This window comes from Luteimonas marina, from assembly GCF_007859325.1.
Classification (GTDB): domain Bacteria; phylum Pseudomonadota; class Gammaproteobacteria; order Xanthomonadales; family Xanthomonadaceae; genus Luteimonas; species Luteimonas marina.
The window spans coordinates 25,519-51,585 of the sequence record NZ_VOHK01000008.1; the positions used below are offsets into that span (position 1 = coordinate 25,519).

The following is a 26,067-nucleotide window of genomic DNA, read 5'->3' on the forward strand; positions in this document are numbered from 1 at the left end:
CTGACAGGAACAATAAGAAATATACGATACCTGATAGCATTCGCGGACCACCGATCCGCCCCGCATTTCTGTTGCAGGCGCGGCTTCAGCCGCGACCGGGCGCCGCGCGACACCGGGAAAGCGCCCGCGCCTGAAGCCTGCCCCGGACTTGATCCGGGGGCGCTCCTACAATCTGCGGGCCGGATCGACACAACCCGGTCGTCCCCCGCGGGTCGGCCCACCAGATCCCTTCCGAGGTCCAGCCAGATGAGTGCCTCTTCCAGCCTGCACCTGCACGTCCCCGAGCCCAGCGCGCGGCCCGGCCAGACCACCGACTTCTCCTACCTCAAGCTCAGCCCGGCCGGTGCGGTCGCCAAACCGCCGCTGGACGTGACCGCGGCGCAGACCGCAGCCCTGGCCGACCAGCTGGTCCGGGTGCTGGACGACGACGGCAACGCAGTCGGTCCCTGGGCCGAAGACATCGACGACCAGCTGCTGCTCGACGCCATGCACGCGATGCTCAAGACCCGCGCCTACGACGCGCGCCTGGTGATCGCGCAGCGCCAGAAGAAGACCTCGTTCTACATCCAGTGCCTGGGCGAGGAAGCCATCGCCATCGGCCAGACCCTGGCGCTGCGCGACGGCGACATGCATTTCCCGACCTATCGCCAGCAGGGCATCCTGATCGCCAAGGGCGCACCGCTGGTGGAGATGATGTGCCAGGTGCTGTCGAACGCCGCCGATCCGCTCAAGGGCCGCCAGCTGCCGATCATGTACTCGTACAAGGAGCACGGCTTCTTCACCATCTCCGGCAACCTCACCACCCAGTACATCCAGGCGGTCGGCTGGGCGATGGCCTCGGCGATCAAGGGCGATACCAAGATCGCGGCGGCCTGGGTCGGCGACGGTGCCACCGCCGAGGGCGACTTCCACGCCGCGCTGACCTTCGCCCACGTCTACCGCGCGCCGGTGATCCTCAACGTGGTCAACAACCAGTGGGCGATCTCGACCTTCCAGGCCATCGCCGGCGGCGAGAACACCACCTTCGCCGCGCGCGGCGTCGGCTACGGCATCCCCTCGCTGCGCGTGGACGGCAACGACCTGCTGGCGGTGTATGCGGTCTCGCGCTGGGCCGCCGAGCGCGCCCGCAGCAACCTCGGCCCGACCCTGGTCGAATGGGTCACCTACCGCGCCGGCCCGCACTCCACATCCGACGATCCATCCAAGTACCGCCCCGCCGACGACGCGCAGCGCTTCCCGCTGGGCGATCCGATCGAACGGCTCAAGCAGCACCTGGTCAAGCGCGGCCTGTGGAGCGAGGAACGGCACGAGCAGACCCGCGCCGGCTACGACGCCGAGATCTCGCGCGCGCTCAAGGAGGCCGAGACCCACGGCGCGCTCGGCAGCGAGCTGCGCCCCGGCCCCGCCGAGATGTTCAACGACGTCTACAAGGACATGCCCGAACACCTGCGCCGCCAGCGCCAGCAGCTGGGAGCCTGACCATGAGCCAGACCGAACTTCCGACCGGCACCGCGCCGATGACGATGATCCAGTCGCTGCGCTCGGCGATGGACGTGATGCTGGCGCGCAGCGACGACGTCGTGGTCTTCGGCCAGGACGTGGGCTACTTCGGCGGCGTGTTCCGCTGCACCGATGGCCTGCAGGCCAAGTACGGCAAGCATCGCGTGTTCGACGCGCCGATTTCCGAGACCGGCATCGCCGGCGCCGCCATCGGCATGGCCGCCTACGGCCTGCGTCCGGTGGCGGAGATCCAGTTCGCCGACTACATCTACCCGGCCTACGACCAGATCGCCTCCGAGGCCGCGCGCCTGCGCTACCGCTCCCGCGGCATGTTCACCGCGCCGCTGGTGTTCCGCACGCCCTGCGGCGGCGGCATCTACGGCGGCCAGACCCACAGCCAGAGCCCGGAGGCGATCTTCGCCCACGTCTGCGGCGTGCGCACGGTGATGCCGTCCAATCCCTACGACGCCAAGGGCCTGCTGATCTCGTCGATCGAGAACGACGACCCGGTGATCTTCCTCGAGCCCAAGCGCCTGTACAACGGCCCCTTCGACGGCCACCACGACCGCCCGGTGGTGTCCTGGGGCAAGCACCCGGGCAACGCGGTGCCCGAGGGCTACTACAGCGTGCCGCTGGACAAGGCCGCAGTCGCGCGCGAAGGCAGCCAGCTCACCATCGTCACCTACGGCACCACGGTCTGGGTGGCGCTGGCCGCCGCCGAGGAAGCCGGCATCGACGCCGAGGTGATCGACCTGCGCAGCCTGTGGCCGCTGGACTACGACACCGTCATGGATTCGGTCAAGAAGACCCGACGCTGCATCGTGCTGCACGAGGCCACCCGCACCTGCGGCTTCGGCGCCGAACTCGTCGCGCTGGTGCAGGAGCACTGCTTCTACCACCTCGAAGCGCCGGTCGAGCGCGTCACCGGCTGGGACACGCCCTACCCGCACGCGCAGGAATGGGACTACTTCCCGGGCCCGGCCCGGGTCATCGACGCGATGCGCCGCGTGCTGGAGGACTGAGCGATGGGACACCACGTCATCAAGATGCCGGACATCGGCGAAGGCATCGCCGAGGTCGAGCTGATCGCCTGGAAGGTCGAGGTCGGCGGCCCCGTGGCCGAGGACCAGGTCGTCGCCGAGGTGATGACCGACAAGGCGATGGTCGAGATCCCCTCGCCCGTCGCGGGCACCGTGGTCTCGCTGGGCGGACAGCCGGGCGAGATGATGGCGGTCGGCAGCGAGCTGATCCGGCTGGAGGTGGAAGGCGCGGGAAATGCCGCCGAAGCCGCCGCGCCCGCGAAGCCGGAGCCCGCGCCCGCCGCGAAGGCCGAAGCCGCGCCGCCTGAACCCGCGAAACCCGCCGCGCCCGCGAAGAGCGATCCCGCGCCCGCCGCCATGCCCGCGCCGGACACGGTCGCCCAACGTGGCGCGATCACCAGTCCGCCCGCGCTGGCCGCGGACGAAGCGCCATTGGCCTCGCCGGCCGTCCGCCGCCGCGCCTGGGACCTGGGCATCGAACTGCGCTACGTGCCCGCCACCGGCCCCGGTGGCCGCATCCTGCAGGCCGATCTCGACGCCTACGTCGAAGCCGGCGGCAAGACGAAGGCGATCGGCGGCGGCGGCGGCAGCGGTTACGCGCGCCGCAGCGGCCAGCAGCAGATTCCGGTCATGGGCCTGCGCCGCAAGATCGCGCAGAAGATGCAGACCTCGTGGTCGAACATCCCGCACATCACCTACGTCGAGGAGATCGACGTCACCGAAGTCGAGGCCCTGCGCGCGAAGCTCAACGAACGCTGGGGCAAGCAGCGCGGCAAGCTGACCCTGCTGCCGCTGCTGGCGCGCGCGCTGGTGCTGGCGCTGCGCGAGTTCCCGCAGATGAACGCGCGCTACGACGACGAGGCCAACGTCATCACCCGCTTCGAAGGCGTGCAGCTGGGCATCGCCACGCAGAGCGAGGTGGGCCTGTCGGTGCCGGTGGTCGCGCACGCCGAATCGCTCGACCTGTGGCAGACCGCGGCCGAGATCGCGCGCCTGGCCGCCGCGGTGCGCGCGGGCAAGGCGACGCGCGAGGAACTGTCGGGGTCCACCATCACCATCAGCAGCCTCGGCCCGATCGGCGGCATCGCGTCCACGCCGATCATCAACCATCCGGAAGTGGCGATCGTCGGCGTCAACCGCATCATCGAGCGGCCGATGCTGCGCGAGGGCCAGGTGGTCGCGCGCAAGCTGATGAACCTGTCGTCCTCGTTCGACCACCGCATCGTCGACGGCATGGAAGCGGCCGAGTTCGTGCAGGCGATCCGCCGCGGGCTCGAAACCCCCGCCCTGATGTTCCTGGAGTAGGCGATGTCGCAGACCATCGAAACGCAACTGCTCGTCATCGGCGGCGGCCCCGGCGGCTACGTCGCCGGCATCCGCGCCGGACAGCTCGGCATCCAGACCATCGTGGTCGAAGGCGCCCACCAGGGCGGCACCTGCCTCAACATCGGCTGCATCCCGTCGAAGGCGCTGATCCACGCGGCGGAGGAATTCGCCAGGGTCGCGGCGTTCGCCGCGGGTGAATCGCCGCTCGGCATCACCGTGCACAAGCCGGCGCTCGACCTGTCGAAGACGGTTGCCTGGAAGGACGGCATCGTCAAGCGCCTCACCCAGGGCGTGGGCGCGCTGCTGAAGAAGAACGGCGCGCGGCTGGTGAAGGGCTGGGCGGAGATCGTCGACGGCAAGACCGTCGACGTCGCCGGCGCCGCCGACGATGGCGGCACGCTGCGCATCAAGTGCGAGCACCTGCTGCTGGCGACCGGCTCGGTGCCGGTGGAACTGCCGTTCCTGCCGTTCGGCGGCAAGGTGGTGTCGTCGACCGAAGCGCTGTCGCCGGACGAACTGCCGAAGAAGCTGGTGGTGGTCGGCGGCGGCTACATCGGCCTCGAGCTGGGCACCGTGTACCGCAAGCTCGGCTGCGAGGTGACCGTGGTCGAGGCGCAGGACCGCATCCTGCCCGCCTACGACGCCGAGCTGACGCAGCCGGTCGCCAAGCACCTCAAGGCCTCGGGCGTGGAACTGCTGCTGGGCCACAGCGTGCTCGGCCTGACCGACGGCGGCGCGCTGCGCGTGCGCGACGGCGGCGGCAAGGAACTGGAGATCGACGCCGACCGTATCCTCGTTGCGGTCGGCCGCCGCCCGAAGACCGACGGCTTCAACCTCGAATCTCTGCGGCTCGACATGGCCGGCAAGGCGGTGAAGATCGACGACCAGTGTCGCACCTCGATGCGCAATGTCTGGGCGATCGGTGACGTCGCCGGTGAACCGATGCTGGCGCACCGGGCGATGGCGCAGGGCGAGACGGTGGCCGAGATCGTGTCCGGGAAGAAGCGCCGCTTCGTGCCGGCCGCGATCCCCGCGGTGTGCTTCACCGATCCGGAAGTGGTCGTGGTCGGGCTCTCGCCGGACGAGGCGAAGGCGCAGGGCGTCGAGGTCAGGACGGCGCTGTTCCCGTTCGCCGCCAACGGCCGCGCGATGACGCTGGAATCGTCCGACGGCTTCGTGCGCGTGGTCGCGCGCGCCGGCGACCACCGCATCCTCGGCTGGCAGGCCGTGGGCGTGGCGGTGTCGGAGCTGTCCATCGCCTTCGTGCAGTCGATCGAGATGGGCGCGACGCTGGAAGACGTCGCCGGCACCATCCACCCGCACCCGACGCTCGGCGAAGCCGTGCAGGAAGCCGCGCTGCGCGCGCTCGGGCATGCCCTGCACATCTGAGTCAGGGAACCACTGAACACCTGTCGTACCGAACACCTGTCATTTGACGAACACTTGTCATGCCAAACCTCTGTCATTTCGAGCGTAGCGAGAAATCTGCTTCCTGATTTCCCGAGATTCCTCCCCCGGATCAGGTCCGGGGTCGGAATGACAACCATAGCCTTCGGAATGACAACCCAGGCCTTTCCAGCATCGCCCTACCCCTTCCGGCCACAGCCATGAGCACAGACCCTTCCGCCGCCTTCCGCACCCTCCCGTCCGACCACCCGGTCCCCGCCGGCGAGCGCGACGCCATCCTCGCCAACCCGGGCTTCGGCCAGCACTTCACCGACCACATGGCCGCGATCGACTGGACCGTCGACCAGGGCTGGCACGACGCGCGCGTACAGGCCTACGGCCCGCTGACCCTGTCGCCCGCCTCGGCGGTGCTGCACTACGGCCAGGAAATCTTCGAAGGCCTGAAGGCATTCCGCCACGCCGACGGTTCGGTCTGGAGCTTCCGCCCCGATGCCAACGGCGCGCGACTGCAGCGCTCCGCGCGGCGCCTCGCGTTGCCGGAACTGCCGGTGGACCTGTTCGTCGAATCGATCCGGCAACTGGTGCGCGCCGACGCGGCGTGGGTGCCGTCCGGCGGCGAATCCAGCCTCTACCTCCGTCCCTTCATGATCGCCAACGAGGATTTCCTCGGCGTGCGCCCGGCGCAGCGCGTGGCCTACTACGTCATCGCCAGCCCGGCCGGCGCCTACTTCAAGGGCGGGATCAAGCCGGTGTCGATCTGGCTGTCGCGCGACTACGCGCGCGCCGGTCGCGGCGGCACCGGCGCGGCCAAGTGCGGCGGCAACTACGCCGCCTCGCTGCTGCCGCAGAAGCAGGCCTACGACAACGGCTGCGCGCAGGTGCTGTTCCTCGACGCCGAGAGCGGTCGCCACGTCGAGGAACTGGGCGGCATGAACGTGTTCCTGGTCGGGCGCGACGGCCGCGTGGCCACGCCGGAACTGTCCGGCAGCATCCTCGAAGGCATCACCCGCGCCAGCGTGATCCAGCTGCTGCGCGACCGCGGCCACGAAGTGGTCGAACGCCGCATCGACATCGCCGAATGGATCGACGGCGTGCGCTCGGGCGAGATCGCCGAAGTCTTCGCCTGCGGCACCGCGGCCAGCATCTCGCCCATCGGCGTGCTCAAGGGCCACGACTTCAGCGTCGGCAGCGCCGATGCCGGGGCGGGCGAAGTGACGATGGCGATCCGCAAGGACCTGACCGACATCCAGTACGGCCGCGCGCCCGACCGGCATGGCTGGCTGACGCGGCTGACGGCATAGAAAGAAGCACTGTCATTTCGACCCCGGACTTGATCCGTGGGAGAAATCCCGGCCTTCAGTATCCAACGGGAGATCCCTCACTGCGTTCGGGATGACAAACCGGACTTTTCCAACCCGGCAACACCCCGCAGCTTCGCCCCACGCCCACCGGGAGCCCGCATGACCCGCCAACGCCTCGCCCTCGCCGCCCTCGTTGCCGCCGCCCTCGCCCTGCCGCTCGCCGCCGCCGAGCCGGACGACCAGGCCAGGCCGCGCACCACGCAGGAGATACTCGACGCCTCGCAACCGTCCGACTGGCGCACGCCCGATCCCGCCAACACGCTCTACATGGACCTGGAGGCGGGCCGCGTGGTGATCGAGCTGGCGCCCGCGTTCGCGCCCGAACACGTCGCCAATATCCGCACGCTGGCGACGGAAGGTTTCTGGAACGGCACCAGCCTCTATCGCTCCCACGACAACTTCGTGGTGCAGTTCGGCGATGCCGACGCCGATGACCCGGAGAAGGCCAGGTCCACCGGCAGCGCGAAGACGAAGCTGCCGGCCGAATTCGAGCGCAGCGCACGCGGCCTGCCGTTCCATGCCCTGCCCGATCGCGACGGCTGGGCGGCGCAGGTCGGTTTCGCCGAAGGTTTCCCCGCCGCGCGCGATGGTGCGCAGGGACAGGCGTGGATGGCGCACTGCTACGGCGCGCTCGGCGCGGGTCGCAACCTGGAGGCCGACAGCAGCATCGGTGCCGAACTCTACGTCGTCACCGGCCAGTCGCCGCGCCAGCTCGACCGCAACATCACCGTGGTCGGCCGGGTCATCCGCGGCATGGACCTGCTCAGCGCAACCCCGCGCGGCCCCGAACCGATGGGCTTCTACGACGATCCCGCGCAGCGCACGCCGATCAAGGCCATCACCCTCGCCGCGGAGGTGCCGGAGGCCGAGCGCGAGCGCATCGAGGTGCTGCGCACCGACACGCCGACCTTCGACGCGATGGTCGAATCGCGCCGCAACCGCCGCGACGACTTCTACAAGCGCCCGGCCGGCCACATCGACCTGTGCAACATCGCCATCCCGGTGCGTACGCCCGACGCCGCGAAACGCTGAACGCAACGCACGCAGGTTCGTCACGCGGCGTTTTCCTTTGCGCGCCCAGACTGCGGTTGCCCCCACCGCAGCCGAGGACACGATGGCCCTGCTCCGCTTCCGCATCGCCGGCGACGACGACCACGTCCGCGCGATCATCAACCTGCTGCAAAGCCTCGACGGCATCGAGCACGTCGAGGAGACCGACGACCTGATGCCGCACATGGACGACGCGGACTCGAGTTCCGCCGGCCTGTCCGACGCCATCGGCGCGCAGACGCACGGGATCGAGGTGGAAGTGCCCAACCCGTCCACCGCACGCAAGGTACGCGAGGCGGTGGAGGCGCTGGCCTTCGACCTCGATGCGCTGGTGGAGATCGAGGAGGACGAGGCGGAATAGGCGGTGTGTCCTGCCGCCATCTCAGGCCGTCATCCCTGCAGGCCGTAATCCCTACAGGCCGTCATCCCGGCGAAAGCCGGGATCCATTTTCACGACCAACCGTCTCCAGGCGCGATCCTGCTCCCTTGGTTAAGAGCCAAATAGATCCCGGCTTTCGCCGGGAGACGGGTGATGGTCGACTCAACCCGCCGCCGGCAGCGCGTCGATCAGTTCCACCATCCGCCTGCGCTGCGCCTCGTCCGGCAACCGCCCGCGCGCGGCGCCGAGGTTGTCGAGCATGTTGCGCGCCTTGCTGGTCGCGGGCGTGATGCAGGTCACCGCCGGGTGCGCGGCGACGAACTTCAGCAGGAACTGCGCCCAGGAATGCGCGTCGAACTCCGCCGCCCACTCCGGCAGCGGCCTGTCGCCGATCCGGCTCCACAGCCGCGTGCGCCCGAACGGCAGGTAGACCAGCACGCCGATCCTGCGCGCCTGCGCCAGCGGCAGGATCGTCTCCTCGACGTCGCGGTTGTCGATCGCGTAGTCGACGCCGATGAAGTCCAGCGGCTCGTTCTCCATCGCCTCGATCAGCTGCGGATAGGCCGGCTTGCTGGTCGAGGTCACGCCGATGTAGCGCACCCGGCCTTCGGCCTTGAGTTCCTTCAGGATGCCGAGCTGGGTCGGGATGTCGGCCAGGTTGTGCACCTGGACCAGGTCGAGCCTGTCCTTGCCGAGATGCCGGAACGAGGCCTCGATCTGCTCGCGCGCCGCGGCCGGATCGGCCTTGTCGCCGCCGCGCGGCACGACGTTCACCTTGGTCGCCCAGAACACCTTGTCGGTGAGACCAAGTTCGCGCGCGAGATCGCCGGCCACCTCCTCCGACGCGCCATAGGACGGTGCGGTGTCGAACACCGTGCCGCCGCCGTCGACCAGCGCCTTGAGTACGTCGCGCAGCGCCGAGACATCCTCGCTGCGCGCCACCTGGGAGAACGTCGCCGAACTTCCCAGGCCCACCAGCGGCACCTGTTCCCCGCTGGAGGGAATGGCGCGGGTCAGCAGCGATGCCCCGTCGGCGGCGAACAGCCGGCCGGGCGGCAGCGCGGCCGCCATCGCGGCGGCCAGCGAGAACTTCAGGCAATCACGGCGCGTGGTCATGCGCGGTCTCCTTCGGGGACGGGACGGGCGTTCGCGGCGATGCGGCAGCCCCGAGTCTGGCCAATCCGGCGCACGAGTTCAAATCGCGGTGCTGCACACGGCAGATGCATGCCTGCATGCACGCGCCATCGCCGGCAATCCGTTCACGCCGGCGGTCCGGCATCCCCAAGTCCTACGGAATGTCATCCCGACCGAAGGGAAGGATCTCGCTTCCATGGCCCCATGACCCCATCGACGAGATCCCTCCCTTCGGTCGGGATGACATCCGTTGGATCGGCACGGTGCCCCTGCAACCTTGGACGAATGTCGCCCGCCCGGCCAAACCGACTAGCATGCACGGGGAAAGGAGACACGCCGCACGACATGCGCATCGCCCTGCTCGCCGACCTGCACGCCAACCGCGAAGCGACCGAGGCCTGCCTGGCCGCGCTCGAACGCGAGCGCTGCACGCACCACGTCTTCCTCGGCGATCTCATCGGCTACGGCGCCGACCCCGGCTGGGTGGTCGACACCGTGCGCGCGCAGGTCGAGCGCGGCGCGGTTGCCGTGCTCGGCAACCACGACCAGGCCGCGATCGAGGCGCCGTCCGAACGCATGGTGCCCGAGGCGCGCGCGGCGATCGCCTGGACGCAGGGACGGCTCGACGAAGCGCAGACCGCGTTCCTGCGCGCGCTGCCGCTGCAGGTCGAGGAAGACGATCGCCTGTACGTGCACGCCAATGCCTGGGCGCCGGCGGACTGGAGCTACGTCTCCGGCCGCGCCGCCGCCACCCGCAGCCTCGAGGCGACCGCGCAGCGCCTCACCTTCTGCGGCCACGAGCACCGCCCCGCGCTGTACTACGCGCAACCCGGACCTGCCGGGCATTTCGAACCCGTGTCCGGCCAGCCGGTGCCCCTGCGCGGTTCGCGTCGCTGGCTGGCGATCCCGGGCGCCTGCGGCCAGCCGCGCGACGGCGATCCGGCGGCGGCCTGCGCGGTCTACGACAGCGACGATGGCAGCCTGACCTTCCTGCGCGTGCCCTACGACCACGAGCGCGCCGCCGCGAAGATCGTCGCCGCCGGCCTGCCCGGAGCGTTCGCGCAACGCCTGCTGACAGGAGGCTGAGATGGCCGGATCGCTGCAACCGGGACAAGGCATCGGCGGCTACACGCTGGTCGCGCCGCTGCACGAAGGCGGCATGGCCACGCTGTGGCAGGTCTCACACCCGGCGCAGCAGTTCCCGCTGATAATGAAGCTGCCGCACCTGGGCTACGGCGAGGGCGTCGCCAAGCTGGTCGGCTTCGAGGTCGAGCGCATGCTGATGCCGACCCTGTCCGGCCCGCACGTGCCGCGCTACGTCGACACCGGCGAGGACGGCGACCAGCCGTGGCTGGTGATGGAACAGGTCGCGGGCGACACCGTGCGCACGCTGCTCGACAGCGCGCCGCTGCCGATCGATCGCGTTGCCGAGCTCGGCGCGATGGCCGCGATCGCGCTCGACGACCTGCACCGCCAGCATGTCGTGCACCTCGACATCAAGCCCAGCAACCTGATGCTGCATGTCGATCCCGCGGCCGGCGCCGAACGCATCGTGCTGATCGACTTCGGCCTGTCGCACCACGCACAGCTGCCCGACCTGCTCTCCGAACAATTCCAGATCCCGCTCGGCACCGCGCCCTACATCTCGCCCGAGCAGGTGCTGGGCGTGCGCGACGACCCGCGCAGCGACCTGTTCGCGCTCGGCGTGACGCTGTACCACCTCGCCACCGGCGAGCGCCCGTTCGGCAATCCCGCCAGCCGCCGCGGCCTGCGCCGGCGGCTGTACCAGGATCCCATACCGCCGCGCGCACTGCGGCCCGACATCCCGCGCTGGTTCCAGGAAATCGTGCTGCGCTGCCTCGAAGTCGACCCCGACGCGCGCCATCCGAACGCCGCGCAGCTCGCCTTCGACCTGCAGCATCCCGAGCAGGTGCCGCTGAGCGAGCGCGCGGAGCGCGAGCGCCGCGACGGCACGGTTGCGGTCGCGAAACGCTGGTTCCGCTCACTCGGCGTCGAATCCGCACCCGTGGACGGCGGCCGCGGGACGCCGGCGAAGGACGCGCCGCTGGTGATGGTCGCACTCGACGTCAAGCAGCAGGACCGCAACCTCGACGCCGCGCTCAACGACCTGGTGCAGCGCATCGTGCAGACCTCGCCGGGCGCGCGCCTGGCCTGCGTCACGGTGATGCGCCTTGCCCGCATCGGCATGGACAGCAATCTCGACGAGACCGGCCGCAATCGTCACGTCAAGCGCCTGGTCGCGATGCGGCACTGGGCGCGCGCCCTGCAGTTGCCCGACCACCGCATCACCTTCCACGTGCTCGAATCGAGCGACGTCGCCGACGCGCTGGTGGCCTTCGCCCGCGACAACGGCATCGACCACGTGCTCATGGGCGCGCGCGGCGTCACCGGCGTGCGCCGGATGCTCGGCAGCGTATCCGCCCAGGTGGTCGCCGACGCAGACTGCACCGTGACCGTGGTCCGCGCGCCGCGGCGCGGCGGAGGCCCGGACGAGAGCGCATCCGCTGTCATCCCGAGCGCAGCGAGGGATCTTGCGTCCAATCGTCTGGAAGAAGATCCCTCGCTGCGCTCGGGATGACAGGTCGGGATTTCGCGTTCCGGGATCGATCGCCGCGCCCACAGCCGCCGCCGTGGGCAAGTCGGCGATTTCCGGGGGAGCGCCGGCAGTCCCCAGCGCCATTCGCGACCGGGCGTGTTCCGGGATGGGCCAACACCCTATTGACAAGCACTTCGGCCCCCAATAACTTAACTAATAAGTTAATTGATTAATTCAACATGTCCGTCGACAAGGTCTTCGAAGCCCTCGCCTCCCGCCCCCGGCGCGAAATCCTCGCCTACCTCTCGGCGCAGGAGCTCACCGCGGGCGAGATCGCCAGCCGCTTCGCGATGAGCGCACCCGCGATCTCGCGCCACCTGTCCGTGCTCGAGACGGCCGGGCTGGTGGTCGGCGAGCGCCGCGGCCAGTTCGTGCACTACCGGCTCAAGGCCGACAACCTGGTCAACTCGCTGACCGGTTTCGCCTTCGAGATCTGCCCCACCGCCGGCCCGCTCAAGCGCGAATCGCGGCGGCTGGCGAAATCCACGTCCAGGCGCTGAGGACACTGCCATGCCCGCCCTGCTGCAGACGACACGCGGTTTCCCGATGGTCCGCATCCCGTCGCGCAGCGGCGGCCTGCCGGTCGAGGTCTGCCTGGTCGCGCAGCTCGGGCCCGGCGGCGGCAACCAGCTGTTCGCGAGCGCCGGCAGCCACCAGCGCGGGCACGCCTCGTTCGTCGATGCGCTGGACGAACCCTCGGCCAAGCTGTTCGGCGTCGACCTGTCGAAGTCGGACCGCACCTCGCTCTATTCCTTCGCCGTGGACGCGGGCGGGCATCCGTTCCATCGCCACGCCGGGCACCGCGTGTTCACCGCGATCGCCGGCAGCGGCGGCGCGCAGCTGCGCTTCTCGACCATCGACGATGCCGCGCTGCAGTCGGATCCGGGCGCCTTCATCGATTCGCTGCACGTGGTCGACGTGCCGCCGGACAGCCTGTTCGCGGTGCGCTTCGGCGGCGGCACCTGGCACCAGTTCGCGCCGCGCCGGCCCGGCAGCCCGCATCCGGTGTTCTTCGCGCTGTCGTGCCATACCGACGAGCTGGGCGGCATCGACGACCCCGCACTGGCCGACACCATCCGCAACGACGGCGCCAGCATCCCGGCCCTGACCGAACTGCTGCCCGATCCGGTGCAGCGCCTGCTCGCGTCGAAGCCGTTCCATGCCTGGCGGGCCCGGACCACGACGCTGTCCCTGCATGCCGCCCCGGACACCTTCGCCCTGCGCGCCTGCGCGCGCATCCGCGAACGCGTCGGCCGGGTCAAGCGCAGGCTGGCCGAGGCCCGCCGCCCGGCCGGCTTCATCGGACGCAGCTTCCGCCATGCGGCGGTGCCGCTGCATGCGGTGCCGGCGGCTTCGCTGCTGTCGCGCCAGTTTGCCGACGACTTCCACCACGAGGACATGGTCGCGCTGACGCTGCCGCCCGACGGCGACGGCCGTGGCGCGGCTGAACTGCTCGCCGACGTCCTCGAAGGCTTCCTCGCCAACCGCCCGCAGGGCGTGTCCTGGCTGATGCGGCTGCGCAACGCGCTGGTGCGGCCCCTGCGGCTGCGTACCTCGCCGCTGGGCTGCCCGGTGTCATCGCTGCTGTCAAACGACCGCAGCCGCCTGTTCGCGGGCCGCCATCCGGTCCTCGCGCACGAAGTGTCGATCGACGGACGCCGCGCGGAAGTCCTGCTCGGCGCGGACGACCGCCATCTCGCGTTCCGCTCCTGCGTCGGCGTCGAGTTCGCGCCGGACGGCATCCGCATCACCCTCGGCACGCGCGTGCGCTGCCGCAATCCGTTTGGACGCGCCTACATGGGGCTCATCGACGGCGTCCACCGCCGCTACATCGCGCCGACGATGCTGGAGATGGCGGTCGCCCATGCGCTGCAGCAGGCGGAAGCGCCGTCGTTCGACGGCGCAGTGGCGGCCTGACTGCGCGCGTCGCTTACGGCACGGACTTCAGTGCTGCGAGCACCGCGGGCTTGAGCGCGCGCAGCGTGTCCTCATTGCCCCGGTCGGCCTCGACGTAGACGGCGTTGAGGAACGACACCAGGTCGTGGCGGCGCGCGAGCCAGTCGCTGTCGGCATAGGCCTGCTCCGGTTCGCCGACGCGGGGCGGCAGGCCGGCGAACCAGTCCGTCCAGTCGGCGTCGGCGAGCAGGCCGCGGCGCGCGACCGCCAGCACCGGCCGCGCCAGGCGTCCCGGTTCGCCGAAGACGTAGGCGTGCGCGGATTCGGGCACGGCCTGCGCCGCCACCGCTTCGAGGATGCGCCCGGCCTGCGCGCGGTTCAGCGCCGGGTGCAGGGCCAGCTGCATCAGCCAGTCGGCGCCGTGCGCGACGCCGTGGCGCCAGCCCTCGCGATCGTCGAAGCCGCGGTAGTCCTGCACGGTCTCGACGTAGGCCGCGGCCCTGTCGACCATCGCCGCGCGCTCGTCCGGCGTCATCCACGGCGATACGCGATCGGTGCGCGCGACCTCCGACAGCACCAGCGCAGCGAACGGCCGCGCGAAGCCCTCCCCTTCGCCGCCGTCGACGATCGCGTACAGGCGCCTGCGCAGGGTGCGCAATGCTTCGCGATCGAGTTGCCCGGCCCGCATCCAGTGCGCCAGCCCCTCGTAGGCGATGCCGTCGCGCAGCGCCGGGTCGGGATCGGCGAGGCAGTCGACCAGGCCTTCGGCGATCCTCATGCGCGCGGCGGCATCGTCCACAGCGAACTGCTGCGTCTTCAGCGCCTGCAGCGCCTCGCGCGACGTGCCTTCGGTCAGGCAGGCAGCGTGCAGGACCGGCGCGCACGACCAGGCGCCGGCGAGGAGGAAGAGCAGAAGTAGTTTTCGCGTCATTTCATCGATCCCGTTGCGTGCGACGCCGATTGAAGACCCATCGACGAAGACTCGACCCGTCATCCCCGCGAAGGCGGGGACCCAGCGTCTTTGCTTTTTTCGATCGCCCGAAGACGCTGGATCCCCGCCTCCGCGGGGATGACGGCTCCGGATTTCGTTGCGGGCACACATCTCCGACCCCGCAACAGGTCCTAGCCCCTGCGCCGCCGCCAGCGGCGGATCACCGCAACCAGGACCCAGACCACCAGCACCACCGGCAGCAGGAAGGCCACCGCGCGGATCGTCCAGGCCACGCCCGAGGCCAGCGTCGCGCCCGAGTCGCGGATCGCCAGCCAGACCTCGCTGCGGCTCGCCTGCGACGAGGTCGGGCGGAAATCGATCGTCAGCAGCTGGGTGTCGATGCGGCGGCGATGCTGCGCGCCTTCCTGCTCGGCGGCCTCGATCTGCGCCTCGGTTTCGGCAAGCTGCCTGGACAGCGCGATCATGTCGGCGACGGAGAGATCGCGCCGCGACTGGAACTCCTGCAGGCGCTCGCGCTCCTTGCGCAGGCGCTGCTGCGCGAGGCTGTTGTCGCGCACCACGACGGCGAGATCCTCGGCGCGCGTGCTGCGGCTGCCGAGCTCGGCGTCGGCGCTGGCCAGCGCGATCATCGGCTCCACGCCCGCCGGCGCGAGCCGCATGCCCAGCCTCGCGGACGGCTGGTCGCCGCCCTCCTGCCAGACATTGAGCACCACGCAGTCGCCGAACTTCGCGTCGTTGCAGGCGTCCTGCGCCTGCTGCAGCCGCGCGGCGATCGCGTCGCCCGCGAGCGTGACCGTCGCATTGTGCTCGTAGGCGAGGAACGAAGCATCGCGCGCAACGTTCGCGCCGACGTCCGCAGCCGGCGCCGGCGCGGCGCCTCCGTAGGCCAGGCTCTCGGCCTGGCCCGACTTTTCGCTGCAGGCCGCGGCCAGCAGCGCGAAGCCGCAGGCCAGCAAAATCCGCGATCGCTGCTTCATCCCGCCACTCCGGTTCGCGCGCCGTCCGCGCAGGCGACACAACGCCCGGACGCGCCGCATGGGGTCGTTGCCGGCTTCAATAGCTCGCGCCGTCGAACGCGGTGACCTTCAGCATCGACAGGTCGACCGCGGGCAGGCAGCGCACGTTGACCATCGTCATCACCGAGCCGTCCTGCCTCTTGCCCTCGCTGAAGGGCGAGACGCCGCAGTCGGGGCAGAAGCGGTGGTCGATGGCCTTGCGGTTGAAGCGATAGGTGCCCAGGTCGGATTCCGGCGTCTTCAGCGTCAGCGCCGAACGCGGGAAGGCCGCAAGCAGCGCGCCGCGCCGGCGGCACAGCGAGCAGTTGCAGTCGATCACCTCGCTGATGTCGCCTTCGACCTCGAATGCGATCCGGCCGCAGTGGCAGCTGCCTTCGTACTTCGCCATGTCGATCCTCCCTCGTGGACGCCGTCAGGTTAGCGCATGCCCGGCGCGGCATCGTGCTGCACGGCGGCAGCGGCGAAGCCGACGCGCGCGCGCTCCAGCCACCAGGCGACGCCGGCCAGCAGCAGCCAGCCGAGGAACCACGGCCAGGACGGGCCGGGGCGGCGGGCCTCGCCGGCGTCGGCCTGCGCGGGCGAACGCGCCGCCAGCGCGCGCGTCGACTCGTGCAACTGCGCGAGCCGCAGCGCGGGCATGGCGTCCGCCGCGGCGACGTGGAACGGATGGACGGCATCGCCGGCAAGCAGGCGGTGCCAGCCGGCGGATTCGGGCCAGAACGCGGCGCAACGGCGATGGCCGGTCGCGGGATCCACGAGCAGCGGATGTGCGCGCCCGTCGGGCGATTCGACGACGGCATCGCCGGCCAGTCCGCAGATCGCCGTGCGCTCGCCCGCCCGCGCATCGGATGCGATGTCGGGCGGCGCAGACCGGCGCGCGCGAGACAGCTCCGCGATCACGGGCTGCCACAGGTCGGCGTACAGGTCGCGGCGGCCGTGCAGGGCGAGCTGGAAGGTATCGACCGGTGTCCACAGCCCGATCCTGCCCTCGCCCTCCGCGCGCCAGGCGCCATGCGTGGCATCGCCGGCCACCAGCGCAATCGCGCCGGGACCGGAGATGCGCCATGCGCGCCGCGACAGCGCCGGCACCGCGGCGTCGGCCAGCGCCGGATCGAACGGCGCGTCCTCGCTGCCCGCGCCGCTGCGCGCGCGCAGCGCCGCCTCGTCGCGCAGTCGCGGCATCGCCGGCTGCCACGGCTGCAGTGCGGTACCGCCCTCGATCGCGAAGCCTTCGCCGCGCAGCGCCCGCAGCGCGCCGGCCGGCAGCGGCGTGTCGGCGCGCACCAGCAGTCCCATGCCCGCGCGGACCGCATCGAGCACGCGCGCACGACCGCCATCGCCGAGGTCCGTCCATGCGCGCGCATCGGCGATCAGCAGGTCCGTCCGCGCCAGCACTTCGGTGGTCGGCGCGGCATCGCCGAGCCGCATCCCGCCGCCCAGGCTGACCCGCGCCTGCAGCGGCAGGCCGGCATCCTCGATCCAGCGCCGCAGCTGTCGCGTTTCCGGATTCGGCGCGCCGGCGAGCAGCAGCACCCGCGGCGCGGGCGCTTCCTCGATCCACAGCGGCAGGTCGACCTCGTCCACCTGCGCGCCCTCGCCGTCGCGGATCCGCAGCCGGAACGCCGCCGGCCCGGCCGCGAACGCGAGCGCCTGCAGGGAGAAGCCGCCCTCGTCGTCGAGCGACACGACATCGATCCGGCGCCCTGCGGGATCGAGCAGTTCGACGCGGCCGCCGCCGACGCCCGCGACATTGCCCGCGATCGCGACCGCATCGCCCTGCCCCGGCCGGCGTGGCGTATCCAGCCGCACCAGCCCGCGCGGCGGCTCGGGCGCCACGTACTCGACCGCGACGCGTTCCGCCGCATCGCGATCGCGCGCGACCAGCCCGGCGCCGAGCACGCGGATGTGCGTGGTGCCGGGATGACGGCGCAGGGCCGTGCCCAGGTCCGGCACGCGTTCGACGCCGGCCACGCGCGGTGCTTCCGGCAGCGCAAGCACGACGTCGCCCTGCGCACCGGCGGACTGCGATGGCGGGGCCGCGCCTTCGGTCAGCACGGTCATCACACCGGCGCGCACCGGCTGCGGCGGGGGAAACAGGGTGAGGTACAGCGTGCCCGCCAGCAGCGGCTGCAGCAGCACCAGTGCGAGCGTGCGCCATGCGCGCGGCCTGCGCGGGTCACGGCGCGCGGCCAGCAGCACGCGCACGCCGGCCACGAGCGCGGCGAGCGCAAGGACGATCGCGACGATGGCCTGTGCGTTCATGGCGCCGGCTCCGGCCGCAGCCGTTCGAGATAGCGTCGGCCGACCGCGCCGGCGGCGTCGCGCCGCGCCGAAACACCCGCCGGCCGCTGCATCGCGCCCCACAGCAGCGCGCGCAGCGCGGCGCGGCACTCGGCGCAGGCCGGATCGGTGCGCACCTCGTCGATGCGCGCGACCAGCGACAGCGGGTCGTCGATGCGTTGCGGATTCGCGTCGATCCAGCGCTGCAGCGCGTCGAGCGCCGGGGCTGTCGCATCGGCGGAGGCCAGCGCCTGCCAGGCGGCGTCCAGCGCGTCGTCGCCGGCCGGCGCCGGTCCGCGCGGCAGCGCGCGGCCGGCGATGCCGTCGCGCCTGCCGGTCATCCGGCGCGTCTCGTCGATCGGCGGCAGCTGGGTGCCGACGCGCGCCAGGTAGATGCGCTCGGCCTGCTGTACCTGCTTGATCAGTGCCAGCGCGCGATGGGCGTAGGGCAGCGCCTGCTCCGGCGCCGCCATCCGCAGGTGCAGCTCCGACTGCCACATCTCGCGCAGCGCGCCGCGCAGGGTTTCCTTCGTCTCCGGATCCAGCAGCGTCGCGGCTTCGGGAATGTCGTGGGTATGGCCGAAGGTTTCGAGGATGTCGTCGGCGACGCCGAAGCCGGCGGGGGCGTCCGCAGGCGCGGGATCGTGTCCGTGGCCGTCGTGCCCGGCCGCAGGCGCTGGTCCGTGATCGTGCCCGTCGTTGTCCGTGTGTTCGTCATCGTCCGCATGGTCGTTCGTCGGAAGATCGCTGGTGGGCAGGTCGGCGGTCGGCGGCGCCTGCGCGCCGCCCTCGCTTTCCTCGCCGAGGAACTGGCCGTAGCGCAGGCGCAGCAGGCGCTGGTCGACGCCGATCGCGTCGGAGCGCTTTTCGAATTCGTCGGCTTCCAGCTTCGGCCTTTCCTTCAGCAGCGCCTCTGCATCGATGATGATCTGGCGTTGGCTGCGGAAGTACGCCGGCAGCACCTGCCGCGCGAGTCCGTCCAGGCCGTCCGCGCCGAGCACCGGTTCGGCCGGCCAGCGCAGGATCGCGCTGGCGCTGCGCACGACCTGCGGCTGCGGCGCTCGGTTGTCGCGCACCTCCAGCCGCGCGATCAGGTCCTCGCCGCGCTGCAGTCCGTAGGTCGACGGCGCCACGCGTGCCTCGAAGCGGCGCTGGCGCGGGGAGCCGCTGCCGCGCAAGACCACGACGTGCTCGTGGAAGCGGATGTTCTCGCCGCTGCCCTCGGTGCGCGTCAACAGCAGTCGCGCGTCGGCGGCGACGCCGTGGTCGTCCTCCGCCTCGAAGACCAGCCGCCAGTCGCGCTGGTTCGGCGCCAGCAGGGTCAGCGTCTGCTCCGGCGACAGCAGCCGCACGCGCGGCGCCTGGTCGGGAATCGCGTCGAGTCGGTGCAGCGGCGAGGCGGCCTCCTGCCCTTCAGGCACGACGCGGTACAGCATGGACGCCTGCAGCACCAAGTCCGCGGTCCAGTCCTCGCCCTCGCGCCGCAGCGCGATCCTGCGACCATCGTGGAATACGAGATCGACGCCGGTCGGCTGTGGCGCATAGCGCAGCGTCCAGCGCAGGCGAGAACCAGCGGGCGCTTTCGCGTCGAGCGCGTCGAGCGTCGTGGCGGCGATGCCGGTATAGGCCGGGGGCTGCAGGTGCAATGAGCGCGCGACAAGGCGCGGCGGCGCATCGGACTGCGCGCCGGAAGACGGCATCGCGGCGCCCGCGGCGACGGAATCGTTGCGAACCGGCCATGCCAGTGCGGCGACGACGGCAAGCAGGGCGACGATCGTCGCCACCGCGATCGCGCGCAGCGACCAGGCAGGACGCAGGTCGGGAACCGGACGTTCGCGCAGGCGCTGCTCCAGCCGCGCCCGCTGCAGTTGCTGCATCGGCCGCAGCGCGGCGTCGTCCGCGAACAGCAGCGCGCTGCTGTCCTCGAGATCCCCGCGGTCGGCATCGAGTCGCGCCACCAGCCAGTCGCGGTCGTGGCGTCGCCAGCGCGGCACGATTGCGAAGCCAATGGCGATCATTGCCGCGATGGCCGCCAGCAGCGCCGGCGTCGGGCCCGCCACTCGCCATGCCACGACCGCCGACGCGATCGCCAGCGGCATCGCGACCGCCAGCACGTCGAACGCTGCGCGCCAGCGCGCCTGTCGCCAGCGCAGGTGGAGCATGCCGATCCCGCTCATGCGACGCGCTCGCGCCGGCGCGACGTCGCCAGCCAGCGTTCGAGCAGGAGCAGCGCGGCGGCCAGCAGCGCCAGCCACGGCTGCAGTTCGCGCGGCGATGGCGTCCAGGCCGGCGCATCCGCACGCGGCGGGTTCGCGGCCGCCGTCGCGAGCGTCGGCGCGGGGACCGGCTGCAGCACGTCACGCAGCCGATCGGGAAACGATGCATCCAGCAGCTGCGGAATTACCTGCGGCTGCAGCGGCCGCGCGAACCTGAGCAGTCGCCCCTGGCCGCGGCCCGTCGCCAGCAGCAGCGGCTGGCCGGCCTCGTCGCGCCAGACCGTCGCCGCAATGTCCGCCATCGGCTCTGCTGCGTCCGACGCGAGCAGCACCTGTCCGCCCTGCTCCATCCACTGCACCACTTCGGCAGGCAGCGCATCCGTGCGCAGCCACGCCAGCGTCGCAGTCGTCGGCGGCAACGGCCCGTCGCCCGCCTCCGCCACGGCCACGCGCGCATCCGTCGCGGCTTCATCCCAGGCCAATGCCGCGGCACGGAGATAGCGCACGGCGTCGCGATGCACCTCGTCGTTCCGAATCTGCAGTTCCGGAACGGAATCCTCGACCTCGGGCACGGGATCGACGCCCGCCACGACGCGCCATTGCACCTCGCGCGACAGGCGCGGCCACTGCGCATCCATGCCGGCCAGTCGCTCCGGCACCAGCACGGTCAGCACGACTGCCGGCGGCAGCTGCGCGTCGAGTTCGCGCAGCAGGCTCGCTGCCGGCAGCGGTCCGTCCGGCGGCGCGGTCTCGATCGCGGGAAAGCCCGGCGCCAGCCAGCGCCATTCACCCGCATCGCCCTCGTCGCGCATCTCCGCGACGGCCTGCGCAGCGCCGGGCGCGACCACTGTCCACGGCGTCGCGGATTCGGCGCCGGTCAGCACCGGCCTCGCCAGCCACAGCGCCAGCAGCGCCAGCAGCAGCAGTCGCAACAACAGCAGCGGCCATTCGTCGAAGCGGATGCGGCGGTCCGGTTTGGGATTCGCACGCAGCCAGCGCAGCGCCGCGAACGCGATCGGACGCTGCTGCAGGCGGCGCGCGAGATGGATCAGCAGTGGCAAGGCCAGCGCCGCCAGGGCGGTGAGCGCGGCCGGGAGCAGCAGGGCGACGCTCACGCGCCCGCCGTCCCCGGCACGTCGGCGAACAGCGCCCGCAGCGGCGCGATCAGCGGTTCGTCGAGCGCGCAGGTCGCGTGGCGGATGCCCGCGCCGTCGAATCGTGCCCGCAGCGCCTGCTGCGCCTGTCCGAAGCGCACGAGGAAGCCGGCGCGCAGGCTGGCGCCGTCGCCGGGCAGTTCATCGCCGGTCTCGGGATCGACGAAGCGTCGCCCGCCGCGGAACGGGAAGTCGCGTTCGCCGACCGTCAGCAGCTGGATCGCCAGCACCTCGCGCCGCGCGGCGGCGAGGCGCGTCGCCAGCGTGATCGCGGGCTCGTCGAAGAAATCGCCGATCATGACGACGAGATCGTCGGCGGCGATGCGGCCCCACAGCGGCAGCACGCCCGCTTCATCGGGGAACCTGCCGACCGCCGACAGCCCGTGCAGTTCGAGCAGCAGGCGGTCGCGCTGGCGCTGGCCGCCGGCGACGGGCAACAGGTGCGGCGCCTCGGCGCGCAGTGCGGCGAAGCCGACGCGATCGCCCTGGCCCAGCGCGACTTCGGCGATGCACGTCGCCAGTGCCTTGCCCGCGGCAAGCCGCGTCCAGTCCAGCCGCGCCTCGTCCGCCTGCGCCATCGACGCGCTGGCGTCGAGCAGGATCCACACCGCGAGCGGGCTGTCGCGCTCGGCCTCGCGCACGAAGAAGCGGTCGCTGCGCGCATACAGCTTCCAGTCGATGCGGCGCGGCTCGTCGCCCGGCTCGTAGCCGCGATACTGCGAGAACTCCAGCCCGGTGCCCTTGTCGCGACTGCGGTGCAGCCCGCCGCCGCGCAACGCACTCGCGCGACGCGAGGCGATGCGCAGCCCGCGCAGCTGCGCGCGCAGTTCCGGCGGCACCGGATCGAAGGACATCGCGGCGTACCGGTCAGGCACCGGGCGGCGGCAGTTCGCGCAGCAGCGCGGCGACCACGTCGTCCGGCCGCTTGCGTTCGGCCTCGGCGGCGAACGACAGCAGCAGGCGATGGCGCAGCACCGGCGCGGCCAGGGCGGACACGTCCTCGCGGGTCGCGGCGAGCCGCCCGTGCAGCAGCGCGCGCGCCTTCGAGGCCAGCACCAGCGACTGCCCCGCACGCGGGCCGGCGCCCCACTTCACGTAGTCGCGCACGACCTGCGGCGCGCCGTCGCCGGGACGAGTGGCGCGCACCAGCCGCGTGATCCAGGCCAGCAATTCGTCGCCGACGTGCACCTCGCGCACCAGCGCCTGCAGCGCGAGGATCTCGTCGCCATCCATGACCTGCGGCACCTCGGCCGACCGGCCCGAGGTGGTCTGCGCGATGATCGCGCGCTCCTCGTCCTCGCCCGGGTAGTCGAGCGCGATGTGCAGCAGGAATCGGTCGAGCTGCGCCTCGGGCAGCGGGTAGGTGCCCGCCTGCTCGATCGGGTTCTGCGTCGCCAGCACGAAGAACGGCGCCGGCAGCGCGTGGGTGACCCCGGCGAAGCTGACCGTGTGCTCCTGCATCGCCTCCAGCAGCGCAGCCTGCGTCTTGGGCGGCGTGCGGTTGAGTTCGTCGGCGAGCAGCAGGTTGGTGAACACCGGTCCCTGCTGGAAGCGGAAATGCCGGTGGCCGGTGCCGTGGTCCTCCTCCAGCAGTTCGGTGCCGAGCAGGTCGCTGGGCATCAGGTCGGGCGTGAACTGCACGCGCCGGAACTGCAGCGCCAGCGCCTGGCCGAGGGTGCGTACCAGCAGCGTCTTGCCGAGGCCGGGCACGCCTTCCAGCAGGCAGTGGCCGCCTGCGAGCAGGCCGGTCAGCAACTGTTCGACGACGTCGTGCTGGCCGACGATCGCGGTGGCGATCGCCGTGCGCAGGTCGGCCAGGCGCGAGAGGCGCGACTGGATTTCGGATTCGGTGAGGGGGGGGCTCATGGGGTGATCCTGGTCTGGCACGGCTGTTCGGAAGGCAAGCGGCGACGGCGCGCCGGAGACACCGTCATTCCAGCGAAAGCTGGAATCCATTTTGGCCGCGGCAAGCAGAACGTCACCATGGATTCCAGCTTTCGCTGGAATGACGGCAGGAACGACGGCTGGGACGACCGTCGTGACGGCGAATGGATACCCAGGCGAAGTGGTACGTGCATTCTCATGCCGTCAGCGCGTAGATCACGATGTTGACCGCGAACTTCGTGTTGTCCTCGGCGAGGAAGCGCTTGTTGCGCCAGTCGTAGTCCCATTCGCAGCCGTAGTCCTTGTTGCTGTAGAGCACGCCGAGGCGGCCGTCGATCGAGATGCCCTTGAGATAGTCGTGCACCAGGTCGTCGCCCCAGCCGTTGAGCTCGAAGCTGGTCGCCGGCGGGCCGTCCGGGAAGCGGAAGAAGCTGCTGTAGATCGGATGGCTGTTGGGCAGCTTCCTCAGCGCCTTCGCGCCGAAGATCGAGGCCATCTGCGCCTCGAACGACTTCGCGAACAGGCCGTCGATGTCGTGGTTGCAGTCGTCGGCGAACACGAAGCCGCCGTTGCGCACGTAGCGCTCGAAATTGCGCCGCTCGGCCTCGTTGAACTCGACCAGCTTGTGCCCGGCCAGGTAGCAGAACGGCGCCGACAGCATCTTCGGATCGGCGAGTTCGACCACGTGCTCCTTCGGGTCCACCCGCAGGTTGGTGTAGTCGATCAGCGAGGTGATGAGGTTCGACGGCATGCGCGCATCCACATCCCAGTCGCCGGAGTCGTACTTCAGGCGCGTGAACCGGAAATCGTAGGCCGCCGACTGCGCACGCAGCGGCGGCAGCGCCAGCGTCGCGGCGGCACCGAGCATCATCCGCAGGAACTGCCCGCGGTTCATCCAGTCAGGACGCTGTCGCACCAGTCCGAACCTCGTCCCGGAGAACGTCCACCAAAACGGAGCTGCTATTCCAAACGCAGCGAGGGACCTTGCCTGTAATCCGGGCATGACGCCAAGAAACAGATCCCTCGCTGCGCTCGGGATGACATCCTGTCGGGTACTCGAAGAACGTCGAGAGCATTGCCCTTCCCGGCAAACAACGAGCCACCATCCAGACCCGGTGGGCGGCGGGCATGGATGCCCGCCGTTTTTCGCCACGGCACGGATGCCGTGTCGAAAAATCCCGACACACTTCCAGCTGAGGGCTTGTGACCTTGCGAGGAAGGCCCTTTTCTTTGGTTCGTTTCTTTTGGGCCAGCAAAAGAAATGAACCCGCTCGCCCGCGGCGAGCGGAAGCTCTTGCTTCCGCCATCCTGCGACCAGGCAACCCGCACACGACTGCCACTCCAAGCGAAGCAGGAAGCGCGCTACGGCAGCAAAGCCGCCCAACCCGGGCCATCTGTTTCGACAAGATTCCTCACTGCGTTCGGAATGACAAACCGGAGTTCTCCAGGGAGCTCCCGATCGACCCGGCCATGTCCCGCGCGATCGGCCGGGTGATGGCGGTCACACCGCATCCGACAGCGATGTGAACGTGAAATCCCGCAGCCGCATCGGTGGAATCATCATCGCAAACCGCGACTCGTCGCCGCTCACGCGCACCGGCTTGCCCAACTCGTCGATGTTGTTGAGCATGATCACCGGCGACTCGTTGAAGCGGAAGTTCTTCAGCGGATACCGGATCTGCCCATTCTCGATGTAGAACGTGCCGTCGCGGGTCAGGCCGGTCAGCAGCACCGTCTGCGGATCGACCATGCGGATGTACCAGGTGCGGGTGACGAGGATGCCCTTCTCGGTCTCGCGCACGAGGTCCGCGGTGGACTTGGTTCCGCCGCCCAGGATCAGGTTGCCCGGCATCGCGGTCTCGGTCTTGCCCTGCTGCTTGGCCCAGTAGCGCGAATAGGCGAGGTTGACGACCTTGCCGTTCTCGATGATCGGCATCCGGGTGCGCGCCAGCCCGCTGCCGTCCCACGGCAGCACCGGCACGTCGGCGTCCCAGGGATCGGCCCACAGGTTCACGCGCGGATCGTAGACCTGCTCGCCGAGCTTGTTGCCGCCGCCCTTCTTCGACAGGAAGCTGCGGCCTTCGTCGGCGCTGCGCGCGTCGAAGAAGTTCATCATGAACGAGATCAGGCCCGCGGCGGCGTGCGGCTCGAGGATCACCGTGTACTTGCCCGGCTCCAGCGCCCTGGCGTCGGCGGATTCGCGCGCCTTGCGGATGGCGATGTCGATGCTGCGCGACGCGTCAAGGTCGGAGACGTCGGTAACGTTGCGGCCGACCCAGCCCGAGCCGGTGCCGTCCTTGGTGCGCACCGTGCAGGTGTAGTCGGCGCCGGTGGAGGTCTGGTAGCCGAAGTTGCCGTTGCTGTTGGCGATGGCGACGAAGCCGTGGCTGTCCTCGAGGTAGCCGGCGGCGATCAGCCCGGCGTCCTTGCACGGCCCGATCGAGGCGGCGGCGATCCGCGCGCGCTGTTCGGGCGTGATCGCGGCGGTCGCGGCGCTGAACGTGCCGGTCGGCCGGTAGGCCTGCTTTTCGATCGCCGGCATGAATTCCGGGTTCTCCGGCGCCAGCCGCGCGAGGTCCTCGGCGCGGCGCACCACGCGCTCCAGCGATGCGTCGTCGAACTCGTTGATGGTCGCGGTGCCCACGCGCTGGCCGAACGCCACGTTCACGGCAAGCGACACGTCGTCGACGATGCCGCTGGTGGACACGTTGTTCAGCGCGAAGCGGATGTTGCCGGAGGTGCCGCCACTCAGCGTCGCGGTGCATTCGTCCGCGGTGGACAGCGCGATCACCTTGTCGAGGATGGCCTTGGCTTCGGCTTCGGTAAAGATGCTCATCTAATGGGTCTCCTGTGCC

Annotated in this window: 22 protein-coding genes; 11 read left to right on the forward strand and 11 right to left on the reverse strand. The window is 70.7% G+C overall.

Annotated elements, in window-relative coordinates:
- Positions 1–246: 246 nt before the first annotated feature.
- The 7 genes from FQY83_RS16050 to FQY83_RS16080 all read left to right on the forward strand — a co-directional run bounded on the left by FQY83_RS16050 (position 247) and on the right by FQY83_RS16080 (position 8,045).
- Positions 247–1,479: a 3-methyl-2-oxobutanoate dehydrogenase (2-methylpropanoyl-transferring) subunit alpha gene (locus tag FQY83_RS16050; RefSeq protein ID WP_146388995.1), complete on the forward strand. Its 1,233-nt coding sequence runs from the start codon at positions 247–249 to the stop codon at positions 1,477–1,479.
- Positions 1,480–1,481: 2 nt separating this feature from the next.
- Positions 1,482–2,522: an alpha-ketoacid dehydrogenase subunit beta gene (locus tag FQY83_RS16055; protein WP_146388996.1), complete on the forward strand. Its 1,041-nt coding sequence runs from the start codon at positions 1,482–1,484 to the stop codon at positions 2,520–2,522.
- Between the two features lie 3 nt (positions 2,523–2,525).
- Positions 2,526–3,845, forward strand: a complete 1,320-nt coding sequence (locus FQY83_RS16060) for a dihydrolipoamide acetyltransferase family protein (protein WP_146388997.1) — start codon at positions 2,526–2,528, stop codon at positions 3,843–3,845.
- A 3-nt stretch (positions 3,846–3,848) separates the two neighbouring features.
- Complete coding sequence (gene lpdA, locus FQY83_RS16065; RefSeq protein WP_146388998.1) at positions 3,849–5,255, forward strand: dihydrolipoyl dehydrogenase; 1,407 nt, start codon at positions 3,849–3,851, stop codon at positions 5,253–5,255.
- A gap of 218 nt (positions 5,256–5,473) precedes the next feature.
- On the forward strand, positions 5,474–6,574 hold the full coding sequence (locus tag FQY83_RS16070) for a branched-chain amino acid aminotransferase (protein WP_146388999.1): 1,101 nt from the start codon (positions 5,474–5,476) through the stop codon (positions 6,572–6,574).
- Between the two features lie 159 nt (positions 6,575–6,733).
- Complete coding sequence (locus FQY83_RS16075) at positions 6,734–7,666, forward strand: peptidylprolyl isomerase (RefSeq protein ID WP_146389000.1); 933 nt, start codon at positions 6,734–6,736, stop codon at positions 7,664–7,666.
- Between the two features lie 82 nt (positions 7,667–7,748).
- Positions 7,749–8,045, forward strand: a complete 297-nt coding sequence (locus tag FQY83_RS16080) for a hypothetical protein (protein WP_146389001.1) — start codon at positions 7,749–7,751, stop codon at positions 8,043–8,045.
- Between the two features lie 180 nt (positions 8,046–8,225).
- Here FQY83_RS16080 and FQY83_RS16085 read toward each other — a convergent pair whose 3' ends face one another.
- Positions 8,226–9,179 (reverse strand): aldo/keto reductase, encoded by a 954-nt coding sequence (locus tag FQY83_RS16085; protein ID WP_146389002.1) that lies wholly within the window; start codon positions 9,177–9,179, stop codon positions 8,226–8,228.
- A gap of 363 nt (positions 9,180–9,542) precedes the next feature.
- Between FQY83_RS16085 and FQY83_RS16090 the strand changes: the two genes are divergently transcribed.
- The 4 genes from FQY83_RS16090 to FQY83_RS16105 all read left to right on the forward strand — a co-directional run bounded on the left by FQY83_RS16090 (position 9,543) and on the right by FQY83_RS16105 (position 13,731).
- Complete coding sequence (locus tag FQY83_RS16090; protein WP_146389003.1) at positions 9,543–10,283, forward strand: metallophosphoesterase family protein; 741 nt, start codon at positions 9,543–9,545, stop codon at positions 10,281–10,283.
- A gap of 1 nt (position 10,284) precedes the next feature.
- Positions 10,285–11,796, forward strand: coding sequence for a serine/threonine protein kinase (locus FQY83_RS16095; protein ID WP_146389004.1), 1,512 nt, complete (start codon positions 10,285–10,287; stop codon positions 11,794–11,796).
- A 197-nt stretch (positions 11,797–11,993) separates the two neighbouring features.
- The gene (locus FQY83_RS16100; protein WP_146389005.1) at positions 11,994–12,314 is read left to right on the forward strand and encodes a metalloregulator ArsR/SmtB family transcription factor; all 321 of its coding nucleotides are present in this window, start codon (positions 11,994–11,996) and stop codon (positions 12,312–12,314) included.
- Positions 12,315–12,324: 10 nt separating this feature from the next.
- Complete coding sequence (locus tag FQY83_RS16105; protein WP_146389006.1) at positions 12,325–13,731, forward strand: DUF2867 domain-containing protein; 1,407 nt, start codon at positions 12,325–12,327, stop codon at positions 13,729–13,731.
- Between the two features lie 13 nt (positions 13,732–13,744).
- On the opposite strand, the gene FQY83_RS16110 is transcribed toward FQY83_RS16105, so the two are convergent.
- The 10 genes from FQY83_RS16110 to FQY83_RS16155 all read right to left on the reverse strand — a co-directional run bounded on the left by FQY83_RS16110 (position 13,745) and on the right by FQY83_RS16155 (position 26,048).
- On the reverse strand, positions 13,745–14,641 hold the full coding sequence (locus FQY83_RS16110; RefSeq protein ID WP_146389007.1) for a DUF2785 domain-containing protein: 897 nt from the start codon (positions 14,639–14,641) through the stop codon (positions 13,745–13,747).
- 191 nt (positions 14,642–14,832) lie between these two features.
- Positions 14,833–15,639, reverse strand: coding sequence for a DUF4349 domain-containing protein (locus tag FQY83_RS16115; RefSeq protein WP_158636541.1), 807 nt, complete (start codon positions 15,637–15,639; stop codon positions 14,833–14,835).
- A 76-nt stretch (positions 15,640–15,715) separates the two neighbouring features.
- Positions 15,716–16,066 carry a GFA family protein gene (locus FQY83_RS16120; RefSeq protein ID WP_146389009.1) on the reverse strand — a complete coding sequence of 117 codons (351 nt, stop codon included), beginning with the start codon at positions 16,064–16,066 and terminating at the stop codon, positions 15,716–15,718.
- A 29-nt stretch (positions 16,067–16,095) separates the two neighbouring features.
- On the reverse strand, positions 16,096–17,940 hold the full coding sequence (locus FQY83_RS16125) for a carboxypeptidase regulatory-like domain-containing protein (RefSeq protein ID WP_146389010.1): 1,845 nt from the start codon (positions 17,938–17,940) through the stop codon (positions 16,096–16,098).
- A complete protein-coding gene (locus FQY83_RS16130) occupies positions 17,937–20,135 on the reverse strand; it encodes a DUF4175 domain-containing protein (protein WP_238333530.1) in 2,199 nt (732 codons plus the stop codon). The genes FQY83_RS16125 and FQY83_RS16130 overlap by 4 nt, the downstream gene beginning before the upstream one ends.
- Positions 20,132–21,289, reverse strand: coding sequence for a BatA domain-containing protein (locus tag FQY83_RS16135; protein WP_146389011.1), 1,158 nt, complete (start codon positions 21,287–21,289; stop codon positions 20,132–20,134). The genes FQY83_RS16130 and FQY83_RS16135 overlap by 4 nt, the downstream gene beginning before the upstream one ends.
- Positions 21,286–22,182 (reverse strand): DUF58 domain-containing protein, encoded by an 897-nt coding sequence (locus tag FQY83_RS16140; RefSeq protein ID WP_146389012.1) that lies wholly within the window; start codon positions 22,180–22,182, stop codon positions 21,286–21,288. Before FQY83_RS16140 ends, FQY83_RS16135 begins: the two co-directional genes overlap by 4 nt.
- A 13-nt stretch (positions 22,183–22,195) precedes the next feature.
- A complete protein-coding gene (locus FQY83_RS16145; RefSeq protein ID WP_146389014.1) occupies positions 22,196–23,194 on the reverse strand; it encodes an AAA family ATPase in 999 nt (332 codons plus the stop codon).
- 214 nt (positions 23,195–23,408) lie between these two features.
- Positions 23,409–24,107, reverse strand: a complete 699-nt coding sequence (locus tag FQY83_RS16150) for a DUF4159 domain-containing protein (protein WP_146389124.1) — start codon at positions 24,105–24,107, stop codon at positions 23,409–23,411.
- 606 nt (positions 24,108–24,713) lie between these two features.
- Positions 24,714–26,048: a TldD/PmbA family protein gene (locus FQY83_RS16155; RefSeq protein ID WP_146389016.1), complete on the reverse strand. Its 1,335-nt coding sequence runs from the start codon at positions 26,046–26,048 to the stop codon at positions 24,714–24,716.
- Positions 26,049–26,067 lie beyond the last annotated feature (19 nt).